Source organism: Mesorhizobium sp. Mes31 (assembly GCF_024519675.1).
Lineage (GTDB): Bacteria > Pseudomonadota > Alphaproteobacteria > Rhizobiales > Rhizobiaceae > Mesorhizobium.
In genome coordinates, this window is record NZ_JALJRL010000003.1 from 336,489 (window position 1) to 357,375 (window position 20,887).

Annotated in this window: 15 protein-coding genes; 8 read left to right on the forward strand and 7 right to left on the reverse strand. The window is 63.5% G+C overall.

All coding sequences use genetic code 11. The annotated features are described in order from the left end of the window. Positions 1 to 53 precede the first annotated feature (53 nt). From NR193_RS06905 to NR193_RS06925, 5 genes are all read left to right on the forward strand, one after another. On the forward strand, positions 54 to 836 hold the full coding sequence (locus tag NR193_RS06905) for a PP2C family serine/threonine-protein phosphatase (RefSeq protein WP_256750121.1): 783 nt from the start codon (positions 54 to 56) through the stop codon (positions 834 to 836). Further along, positions 833 to 3,403 carry a serine/threonine-protein kinase gene (locus tag NR193_RS06910; protein WP_256750122.1) on the forward strand — a complete coding sequence of 857 codons (2,571 nt, stop codon included), beginning with the start codon at positions 833 to 835 and terminating at the stop codon, positions 3,401 to 3,403. Before NR193_RS06905 ends, NR193_RS06910 begins: the two co-directional genes overlap by 4 nt. A 108-nt stretch (positions 3,404 to 3,511) precedes the next feature. After that, positions 3,512 to 3,922: a DUF1036 domain-containing protein gene (locus tag NR193_RS06915; RefSeq protein WP_256750123.1), complete on the forward strand. Its 411-nt coding sequence runs from the start codon at positions 3,512 to 3,514 to the stop codon at positions 3,920 to 3,922. Continuing rightward, on the forward strand, positions 3,919 to 6,276 hold the full coding sequence (locus NR193_RS06920) for a M23 family metallopeptidase (RefSeq protein ID WP_256750124.1): 2,358 nt from the start codon (positions 3,919 to 3,921) through the stop codon (positions 6,274 to 6,276). Before NR193_RS06915 ends, NR193_RS06920 begins: the two co-directional genes overlap by 4 nt. Positions 6,277 to 6,489: 213 nt before the next feature. Beyond that, complete coding sequence (locus tag NR193_RS06925) at positions 6,490 to 8,115, forward strand: caspase family protein (RefSeq protein WP_256750125.1); 1,626 nt, start codon at positions 6,490 to 6,492, stop codon at positions 8,113 to 8,115. 136 nt (positions 8,116 to 8,251) lie between these two features. On the opposite strand, the gene NR193_RS06930 is transcribed toward NR193_RS06925, so the two are convergent. Then, the gene (locus NR193_RS06930; RefSeq protein WP_256750126.1) at positions 8,252 to 8,788 is read right to left on the reverse strand and encodes an OmpA family protein; all 537 of its coding nucleotides are present in this window, start codon (positions 8,786 to 8,788) and stop codon (positions 8,252 to 8,254) included. Between the two features lie 182 nt (positions 8,789 to 8,970). Here NR193_RS06930 and NR193_RS06935 point away from each other — a divergent pair, with 182 nt between their 5' ends. Next, positions 8,971 to 9,546 carry a DUF6931 family protein gene (locus NR193_RS06935; RefSeq protein WP_256750294.1) on the forward strand — a complete coding sequence of 192 codons (576 nt, stop codon included), beginning with the start codon at positions 8,971 to 8,973 and terminating at the stop codon, positions 9,544 to 9,546. Between the two features lie 47 nt (positions 9,547 to 9,593). Here the strand turns inward: NR193_RS06935 and NR193_RS06940 are convergent, their stop codons facing one another. The 4 genes from NR193_RS06940 to NR193_RS06955 all read right to left on the reverse strand — a co-directional run bounded on the left by NR193_RS06940 (position 9,594) and on the right by NR193_RS06955 (position 14,987). After that, positions 9,594 to 10,838, reverse strand: a complete 1,245-nt coding sequence (locus NR193_RS06940; protein ID WP_256750127.1) for a caspase domain-containing protein — start codon at positions 10,836 to 10,838, stop codon at positions 9,594 to 9,596. A gap of 7 nt (positions 10,839 to 10,845) precedes the next feature. Further along, positions 10,846 to 11,946, reverse strand: a complete 1,101-nt coding sequence (locus tag NR193_RS06945) for an OmpA family protein (RefSeq protein WP_256750128.1) — start codon at positions 11,944 to 11,946, stop codon at positions 10,846 to 10,848. Between the two features lie 189 nt (positions 11,947 to 12,135). Further along, entirely contained in the window at positions 12,136 to 12,441 is a 306-nt protein-coding gene (locus NR193_RS06950; protein WP_256750129.1) for a hypothetical protein, read from the reverse strand. Beyond that, positions 12,438 to 14,987: a caspase family protein gene (locus NR193_RS06955; protein WP_256750130.1), complete on the reverse strand. Its 2,550-nt coding sequence runs from the start codon at positions 14,985 to 14,987 to the stop codon at positions 12,438 to 12,440. The genes NR193_RS06950 and NR193_RS06955 overlap by 4 nt, the downstream gene beginning before the upstream one ends. Before the next feature lie 394 nt (positions 14,988 to 15,381). On the opposite strand from NR193_RS06955, the gene NR193_RS06960 reads away from it, so the two are divergent. Together NR193_RS06960 and NR193_RS06965 are read left to right on the forward strand one after the other, a co-directional pair. Continuing rightward, positions 15,382 to 16,449 carry a histidinol-phosphate transaminase gene (locus tag NR193_RS06960; protein WP_256750131.1) on the forward strand — a complete coding sequence of 356 codons (1,068 nt, stop codon included), beginning with the start codon at positions 15,382 to 15,384 and terminating at the stop codon, positions 16,447 to 16,449. Positions 16,450 to 16,482: 33 nt separating this feature from the next. Further along, positions 16,483 to 17,388 (forward strand): allantoinase PuuE, encoded by a 906-nt coding sequence (locus NR193_RS06965; RefSeq protein WP_256750132.1) that lies wholly within the window; start codon positions 16,483 to 16,485, stop codon positions 17,386 to 17,388. A gap of 53 nt (positions 17,389 to 17,441) precedes the next feature. Here NR193_RS06965 and NR193_RS06970 read toward each other — a convergent pair whose 3' ends face one another. Both NR193_RS06970 and NR193_RS06975 read right to left on the reverse strand, forming a co-directional pair. Further along, a complete protein-coding gene (locus NR193_RS06970; protein WP_256750133.1) occupies positions 17,442 to 18,344 on the reverse strand; it encodes an SMP-30/gluconolactonase/LRE family protein in 903 nt (300 codons plus the stop codon). A gap of 113 nt (positions 18,345 to 18,457) precedes the next feature. After that, positions 18,458 to 20,878 carry an FAD-dependent oxidoreductase gene (locus NR193_RS06975; RefSeq protein WP_256750134.1) on the reverse strand — a complete coding sequence of 807 codons (2,421 nt, stop codon included), beginning with the start codon at positions 20,876 to 20,878 and terminating at the stop codon, positions 18,458 to 18,460. Positions 20,879 to 20,887: the final 9 nt, after the last annotated feature.

Genomic DNA, 20,887 nt, shown 5'->3' on the forward strand with positions numbered 1-20,887 from the left:
CAGGCACGCGGCGGTGCGCCGCAGAGGGCGCTTGAAAAGCGCTTGGTGGCAAATTGAACGACGTCGCCCTTCCCTTTGAGAGCTTCGGCGTGAGCCACAAAGGCTGTGTCCGCGAGCACAATGAAGACAGCTATCTGGTCGAGCCACGAACCGGACTTTGGGTGGTGGCCGACGGAATGGGCGGGCATGAGGCCGGTGAAGTCGCCTCGGCCAGCATTGTCGACCATCTGGCGACGATCGGCATCGCAAGCTCCGCTCCGGACCTGCGGGCGCGTTTCGAGGACAGGCTGAGCCGGGCCAATGCCGATATCCGCAGGATATCCGAGGCCCGCGGCATAACCATCGGCTCCACCGTCGCCGCCCTGCTGGCAATGGACGGACGGTTTGCCTGCCTGTGGGCGGGCGACAGCCGGATTTATCTGATCCGTAACGCCTTGATCTCGCAGATCTCGAAAGACCACACCGAAGTGCAGGAACTCCTCGATCGAGGCATGATCAGCGCGGCCGAAGCGCTCACCTGGCCACGCCGGAACGTCATCACGCATGCGGTCGGCGTCAGCGACGAATTCGTCATCGACTTCCAGCAAGGCGAACTCATGCCGGGAGACATTTTTGTGTTGAGTACCGATGGGCTGACGGCGCATGTCACCGATGCGGAGATCGAGGCGGCGGTGGTGTCGGCAACGCCTCAGGCAGCGTGTGAAAATCTCTTGGAAACGGTGCTGGCGCGGGGCGGAACGGACAATGTCACCATCGTGCTCGTGAAGATCGGAAACGGGCGCAATGGACGATCGCTCCACCCTGATCTGTCCAGAGCGGAGGGCCGAGGCCGATGAGCGCCGACGACAAGACGCGAATATCGCCGCAGGTGGCCAACACCGCCGTCGGCACGCAGCTCAGCGGCATCTACGAACTTGACGAGCGGATCGCCTTCGGCGGCATGGGCGAGGTCTACCGCGGCCACAACATCCAGACCGGCGACCACGTTGCGATCAAGATCGTCCTGCCCGAGTTTGCCCGTGACCAGACGATCTTGTCCTTGTTCCGCAAGGAGGCCTCGATCCTCAACCACCTGTCGCACGACGCGGTCGTGCGATACCACGTCTTCACGATCGATCCCGGGATCGGCCGTCCCTACCTTGCCATGGAGTTCGTCGACGGCGAGTCGCTGTTCGACATCATGCGACGTGGCCCGATGCCGACGGAAGAGGTGCGCAAGCTCTGCCATCGCCTGGCGTCCGGCCTGAGCGCCGTGCATCAGGCGGGAGCAATCCATCGCGACCTCTCGCCGGACAACATCATCCTGCCAGGGGGCCGGGTCGACCGCGCAAAGATCATCGATTTCGGTATCGCGCGATCGGCGACGGTGGGCGGGGAGACGCTGATCGGCGGAAAGTTCGCGGGAAAGTACAACTACGTTTCACCCGAGCAGCTCGGGCTGTACAGCGGCGACGTCAGCGAACAGTCCGACATCTACAGCCTCGGGCTGGTGCTGGCTGCCGCTCTGCGCGGGAAACCGATCGACATGAGCGGATCACAGTACGAGATCATCGAAAAGCGCCGGACCGTGCCTGATCTGTCCGGCATCGACGATGATTTTCGTGGCATTGTTGAAGCCATGCTGCAACCGGATCCGCAAGACCGGCCGGTCAGCATGGCGGAAATCGCCAGGATGACGCGTGACGAAGACGAAGCAACAACGCCGCCGACATCCAGGACACCCCGTGAACGGCCGGCTTTGCCGCGAACCGGGGAAACCCTTGCTCCTGATTCCAGGGTCCAGACGCAGCCATCCGGTGTCGAAGGGCACGATGCCGCAACAGCAACGGGTCCGGGTGGGCAACGCTTCGTCCAGCATGTGCGGCCCGCGCATTTGTCCGAACCGCGGCCTTCGCCGGTCGCCAGCCCTCCACGCGCGGCCACGGCGGAGGCGCCTGGAAAACCCACAAAGACCCGAACCATCGCGATCGCTGCCTTGGCGACGCTGGCTGTCGCCTCAGGTGCCGGCCTTTATCTCAGCGGCTTCATGACGCCTGCGACGCCGACTGCCGGCAAAATATCGCTTTCCGCGCCGGAGCCGTCAAAGTCTGCACCGGAAGCGTCAAAGCCGGCTCCCACGGGCGATGTCGCGAACGCCCCTGAGCCGGCAAAGGCAGTTCCACCCGCGCAGCCGAAAACGGAAGCCGTCGCGCCGCCAGTTGACAATCAGCCGGATGCCACGGCGGCTCAAAAGCAACAGCCGGCCAAGCCGGCCCAGGTGCCCACGCAGACCGAGGAACGCCCGAAGCCGCCGGCAACGGAAGCGCAACCGCAAACAGAGGCGAGCGCGCCTGGAAGCCAGGCAGAAGCCAAGGCCGTGCAAACGCCAGAGCCGGCGAATCCCACTGTCCCTCCGCAAACCAAGGAACCCCCGAAGCCCTCCGCAACCGACGCGCAGCCGCCGCCCGAAAAGGCATCGCCGGCCATCCAGCCGGACACGGTGGCCAGCGACAGTCAAAAACCAGCTCCGGCGCCTGATACGACCGCTGCAGCCCCGCCAGCCGCCGAGAAGATCACAACGCCGCCGCCGGCCCAGCCAGAGGTTGTGGAGAGCCAGAAGCCCGAGCCACTGATCAGCCAGCCGGCCGCGCCGGCGACCAAACCCACCGCAAGCCAGACGGATGTCGCGAACACCGAGAGCCAAAAGGCTGCGTCACCGACAACCAAACAGCCGGACCAACCTGTCGTCGCGTTGAACGTGCCCAAACCGGCGATCCCCCCGGTCGTCGACGACAGCGCGCAACGTGTCTCCTGGGTTCGCGACTTCGGCGGCGGCGACTGTTTCTATGCGACCATGACGTCGGCAACCGACAACGCCGCCGCGATTGAAGGATTTGGCACGGCGGTCCAGCCATTCGAACGGATGCTCAGCGATTTCCAGGCAAAATTCCATGTCGAACCCGACATCAGCGTCCGTCTCATTGAACCAAGCCAATGCGAGGTCACCAACTTCCTGCGCTTTCTGGGGCAGACCGCGGCCGACAAGCCGCAGCTTGTCCTCGATCGGACATCGGTGCCGAACGGTACGCCGATCAGGGGCACGCTGGTGACGCGCGGCGGGCTCATTTCCAGCGTGCTGCTGATCGATCACAAAGGCATGGTGTTCAATCTCGACGACCGCATCGTCGCACAATCGGACAAGGCCACCTTCAACATCCCGATTACTCTTGGCGCCGCCGACAAGGCCACCGGAAAGGCAGTGCCGCAGATCATAATGGTGATCACGGGCCCCCAGGATATTCAGGCGGCCGCGTTCTCCACGCCCACGCCAGCCTCGGTTCTGCTGCCCAGGATACTCGAGGAAATCGAGACCGACGGATCCCAGTTCTCAGCCACGGCCAAGTATTTCCGGCTCGGCGGGTAGCATGGGCGCCCGATGGAACTCCGCCGCGCGTGTTTGCCTCACTCGTCCGCCGACCTGCCCACAAGGCAGCGTGATCCGGTTCGAGCCCTGCCTGCCCTGACGGGCCGCATGAAGCTCGCGGTCATGGCGGGCGCCGCCCTGCTGGCCGTGCTGGCATCCGGCGAAGCGCGCGCCGAATTCACGGTCTGCAACCAGACACTCGACGTCGTCAATCTGGCCGTCGGCCAGCGGGTCGACAATGCGGACCAGACCGACGGCTGGTGGACCATCGGCGCAAATCAATGCGTGAACGTCATACGCGAGGAACTGACGAACCGCTACATCTACATCTATGCAACGGACGTTTTCGGCCACGCGATCCTCACCGGATCCACCGAGATGTGCATCGAGCGGCGACGTTTCTCGATCCGCGGCATCGACGAATGCTGGCAGCGCGGCCACATCGCGGCGCAATTTCTCGAAGTGGATACGCTTGAACAGGTGCGGTGGACCTTCTTCCTGACCGGAAGCAATCCGTGACGCACAGTATCGACACGAGCTTCAAGCAGAAAAAGCAGGCGCGCGCCGCGCTGCGCAGGCGCACGCTTTGGCGCAGGCTCCTTGCCGGTCTCGCCGTGATTGTCCTGCTTTCCATCGCTGCCGGTTTCTACCTCACCGCGGACTATTGGTCGTTCGGCGATGAAGACGAGGAGTTGCACGCGGTCGAAGGAGTGGACGATGTGCCGGCTGATGCATCCGTCTATGTGCCCGCCATCATCGACCTGGCCGGAGACCCGATGTGGATCACGCTTGCACCTGATGCCGGCGCCGCAACCAAAGGCCGCGAGATCCCGCGCCCGGCGGAACTCGACCAGGCCGGGGTTTCGCCCCAGATCGAAATCCTGTCCGACGTCATGCTTAGCGCCAGCGAGAAATTCATGACGACGATACCGTCGACGCAGGAGGATTTCGCATTCTTCCAGGCGCAACGAAGGACCGCTGCCGTGCCGTCCAGCGATCTGCAGAACGATCTTCAGCCGCCGCCGGCCGCGGGGGAACCCGCGGTCGCTCCGGGCCCGCAGGCGGACGCCGACGATCCCGAAGCCGGCTGGGGCGAGACAATCGATGCAGGTGATGCAGCCCTTCCCGCATTCCAGAAGACCCAGATCGAAAACAACACGAGTGTCGCGGTCGTCACGAATGAGTATCAGCGGTTCGAGGCGACCCAGGACACGTTCGTGAAGATCCTCAACGACCGCAGTCTGGACAGCGTTGCGCTCGATGCGCATTTCTCCGCCGACGATGCCAAGCTGGCCGGTGAAGCCCTGAAGGCGCTCTTCAACCGGGACGGTCTGGAGGCGGGTTATGTCGTTGCGATGCGCGGATACCGGCCGAACCGCGAGACGACCACGATGTCCCTCATGCAGGTTTCGATCTACGCCAAGAACGTGTTTGTCGGCACACTGACGCGCAACGCGGCGGGCGCGTTCGTGTCGGGTGTTGACCCCTGGGTCCGCGAAGATCTGTTCAACTATTCGGGCGCGCAGGAGGAAGGCACGCACAAAAGGCAATATCGTCTGCTCGACGCGATCTATTCGACGGCGGCCCGCAACAATGTTCCGACCGGTGTGATCGGCGAAGCGATCATGTATCTCTCGAGAGGACAGGATCTGGACGCCTTTGCAAGCGAGGACCAGCGTCTTGTGCTGATCTATTCGCAGACGCCGCGAGGCAAGGACGAGGGTGCCGGGCGGGTGCTGTATGTGGGCGTCCAGGGCACCGAAAAAAGCCTCGAGTGTTTCGTCTTCCAGCAGAGCGATGGCCAGTTCGCCTGCGTCACAGGCAATGACGTGGTGCGCTCGCTGACTGTCGCCAACGGCATGGTCACGCCTGTGAGCGGGGTCATGACCTCGACCTTCGGCCCGCGCAAGCACCCGATCCTCGGCGTCGTTCGTATCCACAAGGGTGTCGATTGGGCAGCCCCTGTCGGTACGCCGATCATGGCGGCCTTCGACGGCGAGATCAGCTTCCAGGGCGATGGCGGCAGCTATGGCAATCTGGTGAAGATTTCGCACGGAAACGGGCGCGAGACGCGCTATGCGCATATGCAGAAATTCGCCATTGCGAGCGGCGTCGGCACCAAGGTGAAGGCCGGTGACGTCATCGGCTATATCGGCACCACCGGCCTTTCGACCGGCCCGCACCTGCATTTCGAGCTCTACCAGAACGGCGAGGCGATCGATCCGCTGGGGACGGTCACCGCGGTCGCCACCTATGATACCGGCAATTCTGGCACTTCCGGCGATGTTGCTGTCGAGACGCTCACCGAGCGTATCGTTCATGTCGAAAGTGGTGGCAGCGCTCGCGCCAAGAACCCGAATTCTTCAGCCACCGGCGCCGGCCAGTTCATAACGAAGACCTGGATCAGGATGATGAATACGTATCGCCCGGACCTCGCGCGCACGCTGTCGACCGCCGACCTGCTGGCTCTGCGCTACGACGCCACGATCTCGCGTGAGATGGTGCGCAATCTGGCGCGCGAAGGCGAGGCCTATCTTCGGGCGCGCGGTCACCAGATCACGGCCGGCCGGCTCTATCTCTGCCACTTCCTGGGAATGGAAGGCGCGCACCAGGTGCTGTCGGCGCCGGGTTCGGCGCAACTGAGCGCCGTGCTGGGATCGGCCGTCATCCAGGCCAACCCGTTTCTCACCGGCAAGACGGCCAGCTATGTGGTGGACTGGGCCGAAAGGAAGATGGGGCAAAAGCTGAGCGGTGTGGTCACCGACGCGAGCCCGCAGACAACGACCACGGAGATCCGCCAGACGTCGCCTGAGTTCGAAAAATACAAGCAGGCCGTCACGGCCCTCATAAGCTCGATTCAGAATACGATTTGAACCTGCCCGTCTCGGCATCAGCCTCTCGGACCATTGGTGTTCCTGCTGCCAAGTGTTACCATAGGCAACTTTTTTCGGGCCCTTTGTGAACCAAGACTGTGGTCAAGATCACATACGCCCAGGAGCCATTTTTGGCATAAGCGACTTTGTCGCTGACGAAATTTAGCATGCGCAGACATCAATAGTGCGCCCTGGTGGGCGGAGGGCTGGTCCATGAAAGCGTTTGCCGTCTTTCTGAGCGGGATTATCCTGTTCTTCCTTGCCGCGCTCGGTGCCGAGGCTGCCGGGTCCGGCACCAAGCGCGTCGCGCTGGTCATCGGCAACAGCAAATACGTCCATGCGGTCACCTTGCCCAACCCCGCCAACGATGCCCACCTCATCGCATCGACGCTGCGCAATGCCGGGTTCGAGGTGATCGAGGGGGTCGATCAGGACAATGCAGGCATGCACAGCCTCATCAGCCGGTTCACCGAGCAATCCTACGACGCGGACCTCGCGGTGATTTTCTATGCCGGTCACGGCATGCAGGTCGACGGCAAGAACTACCTGATACCGGTCGATGCCGAATTGACGTCGCCGGCCTATCTCAAGACCCGCACCATCCAGATCGATGACTTCATGGCTGCGTTACCGCCCGACCCGGCGATTGGCGTCATCATCCTCGACGCCTGCCGCGACAATCCGCTGGCACGAACGCTGGCCGCTTCGTTGCCGAAGAGCCGCTCCACCTCGTTGGGCACCGGTCTGGCGCCGGTCGAAGCAAAATCGGACGGCGTCGGAACCGGCGGCCTCCTGATTGCCTATGCAACGGATCCGGGCGCCATCGCGTTCGACGGCAACGGGGTCGACAGTCCCTACTCGACGGCGCTCGCCAGGCATCTGACCGAACCCGGCGTCGAAATCCAGAGCGCGCTGACGCGCGTGCGCGGCGAAGTGACCGAAACCACGCAAGGTCGCCAGAGGCCCTGGCACAACGCATCGCTGGGACGCGAGGTCTTCCTGGGAAAACCCGTCGCGGCGGCGGCGCCTCCTGCAAAACCCGTGGCCGACGCATCGAACGCGGCAGCAACATCCGCTCCTGCGCCGGTTGCCAGTGATGCTCCTTCCTGGGAAGTCGAGCAACGCCTCTGGGATGAGGCTTCGAAGCGCAATTCAATTCCGTTCTACGAGGCCTATCTCGACCAGTTTCCGAACGGTCGCTTCGCCACCGTGGCGCGACTGAACATCGACGAATTGAACGACCCCAAAGCCCAGAACCGGCAGGTCGCGGCACTCGATACGGACCAGGCGAACGCCAGTTCCGGTTCCGCCGTGCGCACCTCGGTCGGAGTTCCCGACGAGGTGAAGCAAACGCCGGGCACCGAGTTGACGGAAAGCGCGATCGGCCTCGATCGTCAGGGGCGTATCGACCTGCAATTGCGCATCGAAGCGCTGGGCAACGAGCTTGGACGCATCGACGGAAACATAGGTCCGCAGACCCGGCAGGCGATCGGTGTGTGGCAAGTGGAGAACGGCCTGCCGCAGACCACCTATCTGACGCGCGAACAACTGGCATTCCTCGTGATCCAGACAGATCCGATGATGGAGGCCGTGCGCGCCAGATATGCCGCCGATCAAGCCCGCGCGACGCAGCCGAAAAAGCAGGTGGCGCAGAAGGTCCGCACGCAGAGGTCGGTGGCACAGAGACCCCGCAAACAACAGCAGGTCGTTCAGAAGCGGCGCAACCGCGAGACCGTGGTGCGGGAGGATGCTCCGCCGCCCCAGGAAAACAACGACTTCCTCACCAAGGCGCTGATCTTCGGCACCGGTGTGGCTGTGGGCGGAGTGCTCAAGAACTGACAGATCCGCGTTTGCAGGCCTGTTCGACCTGAACCCTACCTGGAAACGCAGTCGTTGCGACGCTCGTGGCAGCCTCTGCGTTCGGTGCTCTAGCCACAACCGCTGCGCGGCTTTGGGCGGCGCGCATCAACGCAAGCTATTGCGTCTTTATCCGCATTTCCACGCGGCGGTTGACCGGGTCATACGGGTTGGGGCTGCGCGGATTCTTTTCGCCCATGCCGATCGCGTTGATGCGGGCGGGCTCGATACCGCTGGCCGTCAGGAAGGCAGCCACCGATCGCGCTCGCCGTTGCGACAGGCCTTCGTTGTAGTGCACCGTGCCGGTGGCGTCGGTGTAGCCTTCGACGACGAAGTTGAACGTGCTCAGCCGGCTATCCTTAAGCGCCTTGGCGAACTCGTCGAGTTCAGCCCGCGCAGTGGTGTCGAGTTCGGCCGAATCCAGTCCGAAATTGATCAGCATGTCGAGGCTGGTTTTTTCTGCCGGCGCGTCTTTTGCCTTGGTCTTGCTTTTGCACTCCTCCTCGGTGCCGACACAAATTCCTCGCGACTTGCCGAGATCGGCCGCGCCGGCAAAAAACTTCACGATGTCTTCTGATTTCTGAACAGGGTCGGCGGAAGCGTGGGTCGAGAAAAACACGACCGCCAACACAAAGGCTGAACTGCCCCACTGCATAGCGGCTCCTCCTGTTTGAGCATCCGGTGTCGATGCTACCAAATTCCGAGGCAATTGTCTGTCGATAAACGCTGGGGGATACGGCGATGCCGACAGTTGTCGCCGTGTCACCGGTTGAGACTTGACCCGCGCCGCGCCTAAGGCTTGAGTGGCCAAGGCTCCTCGATGAAAGCGTGGCGATCATGGCCAATGGGCTCCGATTCAAAACGGCACGGGATCTTTTCATGGCTTGTCCCGCTGTTGCCCGGGACATGAGTACCCTTCCAACCGAACAGCACCCGATCGCGTTTTGTCGCGACCTCCTCGCCGGGCGCGTTCCCGAGGAGGCGATCACGTTCTGTGCCTACCTGCTTCCCGATCGGGCCGCGGTCTGGTGGGCGCATGAATGCCTGAGCCATCTGAGCGAACTGCTCGATGGGACCGATCACGAGTTGCTCGCGCTTGTTCGCGACTGGGTGGGTGAACCGGACAGCCCACGCCATCGGGCCGCGGTCAGCACGGCCGCGGCGACGCCGCCGACGACGCCGGTCGGCTGGATAACGCTGGCTGCCGGATGGCGTGACAATGGTTCGGCCATGGCCGCGACGACGGTATCGGCCTTGCCCCCATTTCCCGCCGCCCATGCGGTCAGTGCCGGTGTTCTGGCCGGGCTGGCGCGTGTCGCGCTCGCGGACCGATTTGCCGTTCTTTCCGCATTTGTCGAGATGGGCATCCAGATGGCCGAGATCGAGGCGCGCCAATCAGCGGATGCGTATTAGCGCCTCCATCCCGACAGATACCGGATGGATGCCCTCACCTTCCTGCCCTACTTGCAGCCGCCTTGAGCCCATTTGGCGAGCGCCACCTTGAAGCGTGTTCCGAGCGGATGTTGCAGGCGCAGGACAGAGACATCGTTGGCGGCGAAATTCTTCGCCTGATCGCACAGCCGGGCCTCGTTCCATTCATGGCAGCCGTCGCAGTGCTTGCCCTCCCACACCGACTTGTCCAGTCCCTCCACCGGGCTGAAGAGGGGCTTGCCCTTGATCAGCTGGGCGATGCTCTTGCCGTCGATTGCCGGATCGCCGAAATCGATCGGATGGTCGAAAAGGATCGGGGCGTCCGACGCCAGCCTGGGGATCTTCTGGCGCAGCACATCGAGCGCAAGCTGGTCGTCACCTTGGCCTGATCCACCTGCCGCGCCGGTGTTGCGCGCGCCGGAGGCGCCTTCGGCCGGAAGTGGGCTCGCCTCGCCGACGATCAATGGCGCGTTGAGATCGATCCTGTGCAGGACGACCTCCGTGGTCAGCGAGACGTTGATCCAGGGACGCTGCTTGCCGGCGGTTGCCTTGAAGACGTCGCTGGTCACCCTGTTCATCGCCTCGGTGATGGAGACGTTGGATTCGCCGATGCGCTGGAGCAGCGCCGCGGTGAAAGGCGAATGTTCGCCCGACCCGTCATAGGCGAGTTGATTGGGGCTGGCGGCGAAGGCGACGAGCGTGCCGGCGCCGCCGTTCTCTATCGGTATCTCGGCAAGGCCGCTGCTTGCACCGCTGACGCCCGCGGTCTTGGCCAGCACCTCGGCCAGGGGATTGTCGCGGCAAGCGTCGAGGAACACCAGCCTTATGCTGGTCTCCCGCGACATCTGGCGCAAAACAAAATCGACCGACACGGCCTCGAAGTCGAGGGAGGTCTCATCCTCGAGCGCGGCGTCGACCGGAAGCAGATAGTTCTTGCCCGAAGCCTGCAAGCCGTGGCCGGCGTAGAAGAACAGCGCGATGTCGGCACCGCGCACCTGTTTTGCGAACTGGGCAATCGTTGCCTGCGTCTGCGATTTGGTCTGGTCGAAGCCGGAAACGACCTCGAAGTCGAGCTTCTTCAAGCGCTCAGCCATGGCCTGGGCGTCGCGCACCGGATTGGTGAGCGGCACCGCGTGCTGGTACTGGGAGTTGCCGAGGACAAGCGCGACGCGGCGCTCCGCATTGGCGATCGTCAAAGTCAGAAGCAAGGCGAGCGCCGCGAGGCCGGCCGCGCGAAAGAAGCCACCGCAACGGGCGATCAGATGGGACCTCACCGGAACCTCAGTTCACGAGCTTGCTGGCGGAAAACTCGATCCGCCGATTGAGCGCCTTGTTCTTGGGCGTGTCGTTGGCGGCAACCGGCCGCTCCTCGCCGTAGCCGGTCGCCGTGATCTGCGTGCGAGGAATGCCCGCGGCAACGATGGCGTCGGCAACCGCCTGGGCCCTGCGCTCCGACAAACGCTTGTTCTCGACAGGCGACCCATCGGAATCAGTGTGTCCGGAAACCTCGACCTTCAGGCCGGGACACTTGCTCACGACACCGACGACCTCCGCAAGCAGCGGGCGGCTTTGGGTATCGAGCCGCGCGCTTGCCGGCCGGAAATAAATGGCGCCGGTGCGCGAGAGCACGGCGAACCTGTTCAGGCATTCCTCGTCGCTGAAATTCGCCTTGGCGGCATCGGTGGCAACCGGGCCCACCTCGGCGGAACTCGCCGCGGCGGTCTGGGTGGCGGCGGGCTTGCTGCCGTCGGCGGTGAAGACGAAGTCGAACGACACCGACGCGGTGGGCACGATGTTGGTGACATTGGCCGCCTGCTGCAGCTTGTCGACGTTCGGCAGCAGGCCGAAGTCTTCCACGTGGACAGCGACCGGGGCCTCCGAGGCGACCGACACCATGTTGTCGCTGATCATGGTGACGACGACGCTGGCCTCGAGGTCCTTGTCGACGCCGTGCAGATTGAGACGGAAAGGCAAGGTCGCCTTCACCCTGCGCTTTGTCGCGAGATCGGCGAATGCGGCGGGATCCACCTTCGCCGTCAGCTCGGCCGTCGGGTACTTGAATGTCTCGAAGAACAGGAAGCGCATGCGGACATTGCGCAGGTCGACGCCGGTATCGACTGAATTGAGGTCGAATGTGACCTTGGCATCACCCGCCGAACTGAGGGTGCCGGCGATGTTCCTGATCTTGTTGGTTTCGACGATCGTGTTCTTCTTGACCGACTGGTAGGTGAGCACCGAAGCGGTGGGATCGAGCGTCCAGTTCGGCGCGGCGCTGGCGGCTTGCGATCCAAGCAACAGCAACAACGCGACGATCAGGCCTGGAGCCTTTGCGGTGAGGCCTCCAGACCGTGTTTTCCACCAGAATGCGACGACTTCCAACATGAAACGCCCCTGCCCAGGACACGAGACCAGGCGGGAGCATAGAGCACTTGCGACTGCTTGGCGAGCGGTTGCAGCCGGCCTCCAGTCAAGGTCCGGACCGGAACGGCGCGCCAAATGGTGGTGGGTGGCCACGGCAAGCAGTGCCAAGTCAATAGCAGTGCGCCACGCTTGGCTACTATTAAAAACTCATCACCAGCCGCCAGCACCGCCGCCGGTGCCACCGCCACCGCTGCCACCACCCAGGGGCGCAACAACGGGAGGGGGTTCGTCTTCAACCGGCTTTACCACTTTCCTGGCCGTCACCTTCTTCTGCTTGATTACTTTTGGTGTGGTCGTCGTGCGAACGACCTTCGTCCGGTGTTTCGTCGTTAGTGTGGGCTCTGCTCTTGGCACTATCGAAGTACAGCCCATCATGCCCGCCAGGGCGCCGGCTAAAACTGTTGCGATGATCACATGTTTGACTGCCCTGCCCACCATTGCCTCCTTGTCGATCAAAACAAATCCCGACGCGGGTTGGCTTGTTCCCAGACCCCTCTGGCCGCGTTGATCAGTTGCGTGTCGACGGAACCACTCGCCGGAGTCTTCGACTTGAGTTCCGCGCGCAGTTGCTTGAGTGCGGCGGTTTTCGCCTTCGCCCCGAATTTCGCCAATGTGTTCTTTGCGTCCGGAATTTCGTTGCGGAGATCGAGCGCGGCAGCGAACGCAAGATAGCGCACAGCTATGGCTTGGTCGGCCTTGTCGCCCTTCTGCATCTCGATGGCCGCGCGATCATACGCGCCGGATTGATCACCCCGAGCGGTTGCCAACTCGAACAGGCGCTGCGCTTCGTCAAGATCTTGCTGCACGCCGACACCGTCCCGGTACATGCGCCCGAGGCTGCCCGGCGCGTAAGGTTGGCCAAGGTCGATGGCCTTCTGGAAAAGCGCCATCGCCGCCTTCGGGTCCTTCTCGACCCCTCGCCCGGTGATATAATTGCGACCGAGAAGGTTCATGGAATACATGTCTTGCCGTTCGACGCCTGCCTTGAGGAAAGCGACGGCACGGGCCGGATCGGCGGGCACGCCGTTGCGGCCTTCCGTGAAGATCGCGGCGAGATCGTTCATGGCATAGGTGTGTCCCATCGCCGCCGCTTTGAGCAGCAGGTCCAGCCCCTTGCCGGTGTCGCGTTGGACTCCGAGACCGTTGAATAAAGCGCGGCCCCATGCCGTCATCCCGTAGGGGTCGCCTTTGTTGGATGCCACTGAGTAGAATTCGTTGGCCTTCTTGGGATCGACGGCCATCCCTATTCCGGACGAGGCAATATATCCGAGTTCGAAGACGGCGCGCACGTGCCCCTTTTTGGCGGCGTCGTCGATGGCCGTCCTGGCTTTCGCCACCTTGCCGGACGCAAGCAGCGCGCGCCCGAGTTCGTAACGGAAGCGCGGCACATCCGGATAAGCCTTCACCGCCGTCTCGCAGACTTCCACGGCGCTGGCGCCGATTTCATTCGGCAGCAGGCCGGGTACGACGCCTTGCAGGTCGAGAGGTTCGCCGGCAGCCTGGTCGCACGGATCGACGCTTGGCGACAGCTTCATGGTGGCGGGCTTGGACGAGCTGCTGTCGGCCCGGATCTCGAAGCCGACCTCGACCGGCTTGGCGGCACCGATCTGCGGTTCGTAGCGCAAATTGTCGACCTCATCCGCCATCAGGCTGGACTCCGGCGACAGGGCACGGTCCGGCAGGGACAGCGTTCCCGTTGCCGGATAGCTCGCGAGTTTCAGGCTGACGGAGGGATCCTTTGTCGGGAAATCCAGCTTCAGCGGAACCGGGCCTACTCCGACCGGGACGCTGATCTCGCGGTTTTCGATCGCCTCGGCGGCGCCGGTGATATGGATGCCGCGCTCCAGGACCTGTTGCTTCTGCTCGGCCTCGAGCGAGGCCACAATCTGTTCACCCTGGGCGCCTTCGCCGCTCTTGACGCGGAACACCAGGATGCCCTGGGTTTGGCCGCCCCAATTGTCATGCGTGGCGTAGGCCAGCATATCCACCTCGTCCTGCGCGGCGTCCCCCTTGGGCACATCCATCTGCAGACGCGGCAGATCCTTGCCCTGGATCTGCTCGCCAACCTCGACAGGCTTGCCGTCCAGCATCAGACGTCCGAGCGCAGGCGGCCTTTCGATGCTGACGGTTATGGCTCCGCCATCGACGTCGACCGGTTCCGGCAGATCCAGAGCGACCGGGCCGACCCCGGACGGCACGATCTTCTCCAGAACCGGCGGCAGCGAGGGCCGGCTGGCGCGGCGCATCAGGACGACCTCGTCGATGAGCGAGGAGTTTTCCCACGGAACCTGCTTGCCGTCGGTGGCCTCGACCACGTCGCGGCGCACCGCGGCCATGACCGTGCGGATCTCCTGGTTCGGCGCCAGCGCGCGGCGGGAGAAGGCGGATGAGAAGGGGCTGAGATCACCCGCTCCGTCATAGGCAACCGCGCCCGGTTCGGTGGCGAAGGCAATCAGCGTGTTCAGCGAGCTTTTGACCTGCGCAAGGCCGGTGTTGCCCGCGGCGATCAACTGGTCCCTCAGCCAATAGTCCTTGCGCGGAAACGGATTGTTGCGGCAGGCATCGAGGATGATCACCTGGATCTTCGATTTCGAACGCAACTGCTCGAGCACATCGTCCAGCTTGACAGCCTGGACCTCTATGTCGGCCGCGTTCTTCAGCGAGGCATCCACGGGGATCAGGAAATTTTCGCCACCGATCTGAAAGCCATGACCCGAATAGTAGACGACGGCCAGATCGGCGCCGTCCGCCGCCGCGAGGTAATTGCGGAACTGCTCCTCGAACTGCAGTTTTGTGAGATCCTTGGCGACGAACACTTCGAAACCGGCCAGCCGGAACGTCCTGGATACGTCCTCGGCATCCTTGTCCGGATTCTTGAGAGCGGGGATTTCCCGGTACTCGGAATTGCCGATCACCAGGGCGATCCGTCGATCGGCCGACGCATCAAACGTCGTAAGGGCCGCTACGACGACGACCGCAATGAATCCGCAAAGTCGGAGCATGACAACTGCCTTAACCGTCGCTACCTGACGACCACAAGCTCTCAGCTTGCGGTATCAAGGTCTGTTAAAGAGCTCACAATCCGCTGAGACACGAACAGAGTGAAGAGGCCGTCGCTACAGCGGGCACATTCATCGTCTGAGTGAAGTCTAAATTACCTCAGAGCCGGATCATCCGCAATGAGTGTCAAAAAGCGCCGGCGCAGTTGTGCGGACCGACGCACCCGCCAGGCTTCCAGCGACGGTGTGCCGTGCCCCAACAAGGGCCAGAATTTCGGAGCCATTGCGCGGTTAGTTTTTGCTTGTGAACACGCCGGCGGATTGTAGCTTGGCCATGTGCCCGTCCGACCAAGGTAGTTCGCGAGATGACCTACATCCAGATTCCCATGGATGCGCAGTGGCCGTGAAAGCCGCAGCCCATATCGAGGCCATGTCTGCCTTCGCACTCGCGAATTTCGGCGGCCATGACCGGCCAACCCTTGCTCAGAATGAAAGCGCCTTTCCGCCCAGCCCCAGGGCGGTCGTCGCTGGCCAGGACGCGATTGCCCGCAGCCATCTCTATCCCGATCCGGACTGGACGGCGCTGCGCGAGGCGATCGCGCAAGCCCATGGGGTCGAGCGCAACCTGATCTTGTGCGGCGCCGGTTCAATGGAGCTGATCAGTTGCACCATCGCGGCGTTCGCGGGGCCGGGCGACGAGGTGCTGGGCACCTCCTATGCCTATAATTTCGTGGCCTCCGCGGCGGCCCGCACCGGTGCTGCCTATGTCAGGGCCGCGGAACAGGATTTCGTCGTTTCGGTCGACGGCATCCTCGCCGCCGTCACGCCGGCAACGCGGGTCGTCTTCGTCTGCAATCCCGGCAATCCGACCGGCACCCGCATCCGCAACGCCGACCTGCTGCGCTTGCGCGCCGCGTTGCGCGGGGATGTGCTGCTGGTGATCGACCAGGCCTATGGCGAGTTCGACGACCAGGACCCACGGCCTGTCTTTGCGCTTGTCGCACGCGGCGATACCGTCGTGCTGCGCACGCTTTCCAAAGCCTATGGCCTGGCTGGCGCGCGCGTCGGCTGGGGGCTGTTTCCGCCTTCGGTCGCCGCCGAGGTGCGCAAGATGCAGAACTCCAACCAGGTCACCACCGCAAGCCTGGCAATGGCGGTCGCGGCGGTGGAAGACGAGGCCTACATGCGCGAAATCGTGGCCCGCACGGCCAGGATTCGCGACCGGTTCGCGCAGGACCTGAGGGCTGCCGGATATGGTGTGCCGGAAAGCCGGACGAATTTCGTGCTGATCCGCTTCCCCGACGTGGCCGCCGCGGAGGCAGCCGAGAGAGCCTTGCGCGGCGCCGATATCATTGTGCGCGGCCTGGGCGGTTACGGCCTCACGGACTGTTTGCGCGCGACGGTCGGCCCGCAAGAGACAATGGATCAGGCGCTACGCATACTGATCGATATGCACGGCGGATAGTTTTGGCGACCGCATTCGAGGGAGCGTTGAGAGATGCCATACCTGCCCGTCCGTGACTTCATCGGCTATGGCGACAAGCCACCTTCGGCCGCGTGGCCCGGTGGCGCCAAACTGGCGCTCAACATCGTCGTCAACTATGAGGAAGGCGCCGAGTACAGCATTGGCGAAGGCGACGGCGTCTCCGAGGCGATCCTGTCGGACCTTGCCGTGTCGCCAGCGGTGCCGGGCCTGCGCAACCGCAATATGGAATCGCTCTACGAATACGGCTCACGCGTCGGCGTCTGGCGGCTGTTGTCACTGTTCCAGGACAAGGAGATCATTCCGACCTTCTACGTCGTCGGGCGGGCGCTGGAACTCAATCCGGAAGCGGGCAAGGCGATCGCAAGCCTCGGCAGCGATGTCGTCTGCCATGGCTGGCGCTGGATCGACTACGCCCCGCTGAGCGAGGAGGAGGAACGCCAGCACATCGCGATGACCTTTGACACAGTCCAGCGGCTGACCGGCATTCGCCCGCTCGGCTGGTACACCGGCCGGCCCAGCCTCAACACGCGCCGCCTGGTGGCGCAGCATGGCGGCTTCCTGTTCGATTGCGACGACTACAATGACGACCTGCCCTACTTCGTCGAGGTCGGCCCAAAGCGGCATCTGGTCGTGCCGCACAGTTTCGACAACAATGACAGCCGGTTCTCGCGTGGCTCCGGCCTGGAAACCGGCAGCCAGTTCTTCGAATATGTCAGCGATGGGGTGGACTGGCTTCTGGCCGAAGGCGAGCGGACGCCACGCATGATGACGGTGTCGCTGCACTGCCGGCTGGCGGCCAGGCCGGGCCGCATGGTCGGGCTGGCCCGCTTCCTCGACAAGATCAAGGCCAATCCGGACATCTGGATCTGCCGCCGCTCCGACCTTGCCCAACATTGGCTGGACCGGTTCGGCGGCTGAGGCCATCTACCCTTACCGGGCGGGCGAACCTTTCGCCCGTCCGCCGTGGATCTCTACTTGTTCGGAACCTCGTAGACCTTGCCGTGCCAGGGCGCGGCGTCGATCTGGTCGAGCGCCATGACGTAGAGCACCTTCTCGTCCGGCCCGAAAGCGAAGTTCGGCATGGATGGCGACGGCACCGAAAGCGTGCGCAGCAGCTTGGCATCCTTGTCGACGACGATGATCTTGCCGGGCGCATCGAGCGAGCGCGGGCTCTGGCCGATATACATCTCGCCGGCCTTGTCCATCTTGATGCCGTCAGGCCAGATGTGCGGCTGGTTCGGGAACAGATCGTCGAGGCGCAGGAAGACGCGGCGGTTGCTCAGGCTGTGGTCGGGCTGGACGTCGAACTCGATGATCCTGTTATCCTCGGTCTCGACCAGATACAGGATCTTGCCATCGTTCGACATGACGAGGCCGTTGGCATTGTGCAGGTCACCGGCAACCTTCTTCACGCTGCCGTCCTTGCCGATGTAGTAGGCCGAGGCGTCGATCAGCGGGCCGCCCTTGCCGGAACCGGTGAAATAGGTGCCGCCATCCTTGTCTGGCGCGAAGTCGTTGGGCCCGCTGAACGGCTTGCCGTCCGTGTCCTTGTCATAGGCCGGCAGCGTCTTGCCGTCGGCCGAGATGCGGCCGATCGAGTTGCTGTCGTAGCAGGTGACGAGGAACTCGCCGGTGGTGGTCGGCAGCACGGCCGACGGGCCGCAGCCGTCCATCTTCCAGAAGATCTCGTTCTTCTTGCCGTCCCATACGGTCACCGTGCCGCGGCCATATTCGACGTAGAAGAGCTTGTCCTGGTACCAGATCGGACCTTCGGCGAACCACGCGTCGTCATTGATGACCTTGACGTCTCCGGCGTGCGCGGAGGATGTGAGAACCAGGGCAAACATGGTGCCCAGCAGATGCCATTTGATCACGCGATTCCCCTTTTTCAGCCAGTTGAAATCTTCCCTGCGTCAGGTTCGCTGGCGTTATCCGCCCGCGTCGATGGTTCTGTCGGTCGGCCCGCCGATCGCCAGACGGTCCAGATCTATGCCCGCAGCCGCTTGCCTTCGGGGTCGAAGGGCGGCTGCTTCAGCAGCACCGCGTCGTGCGGCCTCCCGAGTATCGCGACCGTGACCGCATCGCCTGCCTTGGCCGAGCCGGCCTTGACATAGCCAAGTGCCAGCGACTGCTCGACGAAATAGCCGTAGGCGCCCGAGGACACCTGGCCGATCGGCGTGCCGTCCGGCAGGAAGATCGGCTCGCCGCCGGTCGCGTCGGCATCCCTGGCGTCGATCGACAGCATGATCAGTTCGTCGCGCGCCGGCCTGTCGGCGACGGCAGCGTAGGCATCGCGGTTGAGGAATTCGCCCTTGTCCATTTTGACAAGCCGATCGAACTTGACCTCCTGCGGCCAGTATTCGGGAGAATATTCCCGGCTCCAGCTGCCATATCCCTTTTCGACCCGCAGCGACATCAGCGCGCGCGAGCCAACCGGCCCGGCGCCGACTTCGCTGCCGGCCTCGAGCAGGGCACTGTAGAGCTCGACCTGGTTGGCGGCCGCGCAATAGAGTTCCCAGCCAAGGTCACCGGTGAACGAGACACGCAGCGCCACCACGTCGACACCAGCCACCGTGATCTGGCGCGAGCGCATGAACGGAAACGCCTCCGTCGACAGATCGGCATTGGTCAAGCGCTGCAGCAATTCGCGTGATTTCGGGCCAGCGACATTGAAGCCGGCCAGTTCCTCGGTGCGCGAACGGAACGTGGTGCCTTCAGGCAAAGGGACGGCCTTGAAGAACCTTTGATGGAAGCGCTCGGCCATGCCGGAACCGAAAACCATGAACTCATCGTCGGCCAGCTTTGTCACGGTGAAGTCGCCGGCGATCCCGCCGCGCTTGCCGATCAGCGGCGTGAGACAGGAGCGCCCGATTTCCGTCGGCATGCGGTTGGCGAACAGCGCGTTGAGCCAAGCTTCCGCACCGGGTCCCCTGACCTCGTATTTGGCAAAATTCGAAACGTCGATGATGCCCGCATGCTCGCGCAGCATGCGCGCTTCACGTCCAACCGGACCCCACCAGTTCTGACGCTTGAAGCCGATCGTTTCCTCGCGCGGCTCGCCCTCGGCGGCGAACCAGAGCGGATGCTCCCAGCCGAAATTGAGGCCGAAGACGGCGCCCATCTGCTTTTGCATGTCATAGGCGGGCCGGGTGCGGACCGGCCGCCCGGCGGCACGCTCTTCGTTGGGGAAATGGATCTTGAAACGGTGGCTGTACTGATCCTGCACGCGGGCCTTGGTGAAAGCCTTGCCGGCCCAGTGCCCGAAGCGCGCCATGTCCCAGGCGAACATGTCGAGCGAAGGCTCGCCCTCGATCATCCACTCGGCCGCCAGCTTGCCCATTCCGCCCGACTGCGAGAACCCTGGAATGATGCCGTTGCAGCAGAAATAGTTGCTGAGTTCGGGCACAGGCCCGAACAGCACGGCGCTGTCGGGCGACCAGATCATCGGCCCGTTGATCACTTTCTTGACCCCTGCGGTGCCGACTGCCGGAACACGCGCGATGGCGCGCAGCATATTCTCCTCGATGCGGTCGAGATCGTCGGGAAACAGCTCGTGGCCGAAGTCCAGCGGCGTACCGTCCTCGGCCCAGAACTTCATCTTGCGCTCGTAGGCACCGATGAGCAGGCCAAGCCCCTCCTGGCGCAGATAGTATTCGCCGTCGCGATCGGCGACCGAGGGCAGCCGGCGGCCCATGGCAGCGATTTCCGCAATGGTCTCGGTGACGAAATACTGATGCTCGGTGGGGATTAGCGGCAGTTGAAGCCCGGCCATCGCGGCGACCTCGCGCCCCCAGAGGCCGGCGGCGTTGATCACCCATTGCGTGCGGATATCGCCCTTCGGCGTGCGCACAATCCAGCTGCCGTCCGGCTGTGCTTCGGTCGCGGTGACCGGGGTGAAGCGATGGATCTCGGCGCCGCGCTGGCGGGCGCCGGCGGCATAGGCGGCGGTGACGCCGGACGGGTCGACGTTGCCGCCCTCCGGCTCGTACATGATGCAGCGTATGCCGTCGAAATCGACCAGCGGGTGCAGCCGTTCCGCCTCGTCGCGCGCGACCTCGTAGAAGTTCATCTTGTAGCGCCGCGCCTTGGCCTCCTGCAGCCTCAGCTGATGCTCACGCGCTTCGGTCTGGGCGAGGTAGAGCGAGCCCGGCTGGAAGATGCCGCAGCCCTGCCCGGTCTCGATCTCCAGTTCCTTGTAGAGCGCCATGGTGTAGTGCTGCAGACGGCTGATGTTGGTGGAATCGTGCAGGCCGTGGATGTTGGCCGCCGCGTGCCAGGTAGAGCCGGACGTCAGCTCGTTGCGCTCGAGAAGAACCACGTCGGACCAGCCGAATTTGGCGAGGTGATAAAGGATCGAGCAACCGATCAGGCCGCCGCCGATGACAACGGCTTGTGCATGAGTACGCATATCGAGATT

Bases quoted from the DNA above. Each gene is read 5' to 3' on its own strand.
- NR193_RS06910 (WP_256750122.1), top strand. From the start codon at position 833: ATGAGCGCCGACGACAAGACGCGAATATCGCCGCAGGTGGCCAACACC.
- NR193_RS06915 (WP_256750123.1), top strand. From the start codon at position 3,512: ATGAAGCTCGCGGTCATGGCGGGCGCCGCCCTGCTGGCCGTGCTGGCA.
- NR193_RS06925 (WP_256750125.1), top strand. From the start codon at position 6,490: ATGAAAGCGTTTGCCGTCTTTCTGAGCGGGATTATCCTGTTCTTCCTT.
- NR193_RS06930 (WP_256750126.1), bottom strand. From the start codon at position 8,788: ATGCAGTGGGGCAGTTCAGCCTTTGTGTTGGCGGTCGTGTTTTTCTCG.
- NR193_RS06935 (WP_256750294.1), top strand. From the start codon at position 8,971: ATGGCCAATGGGCTCCGATTCAAAACGGCACGGGATCTTTTCATGGCT.
- NR193_RS06945 (WP_256750128.1), bottom strand. From the start codon at position 11,946: ATGTTGGAAGTCGTCGCATTCTGGTGGAAAACACGGTCTGGAGGCCTC.
- NR193_RS06955 (WP_256750130.1), bottom strand. From the start codon at position 14,987: ATGCTCCGACTTTGCGGATTCATTGCGGTCGTCGTCGTAGCGGCCCTT.
- NR193_RS06965 (WP_256750132.1), top strand. From the start codon at position 16,483: ATGCCATACCTGCCCGTCCGTGACTTCATCGGCTATGGCGACAAGCCA.
- NR193_RS06975 (WP_256750134.1), bottom strand. From the start codon at position 20,878: ATGCGTACTCATGCACAAGCCGTTGTCATCGGCGGCGGCCTGATCGGT.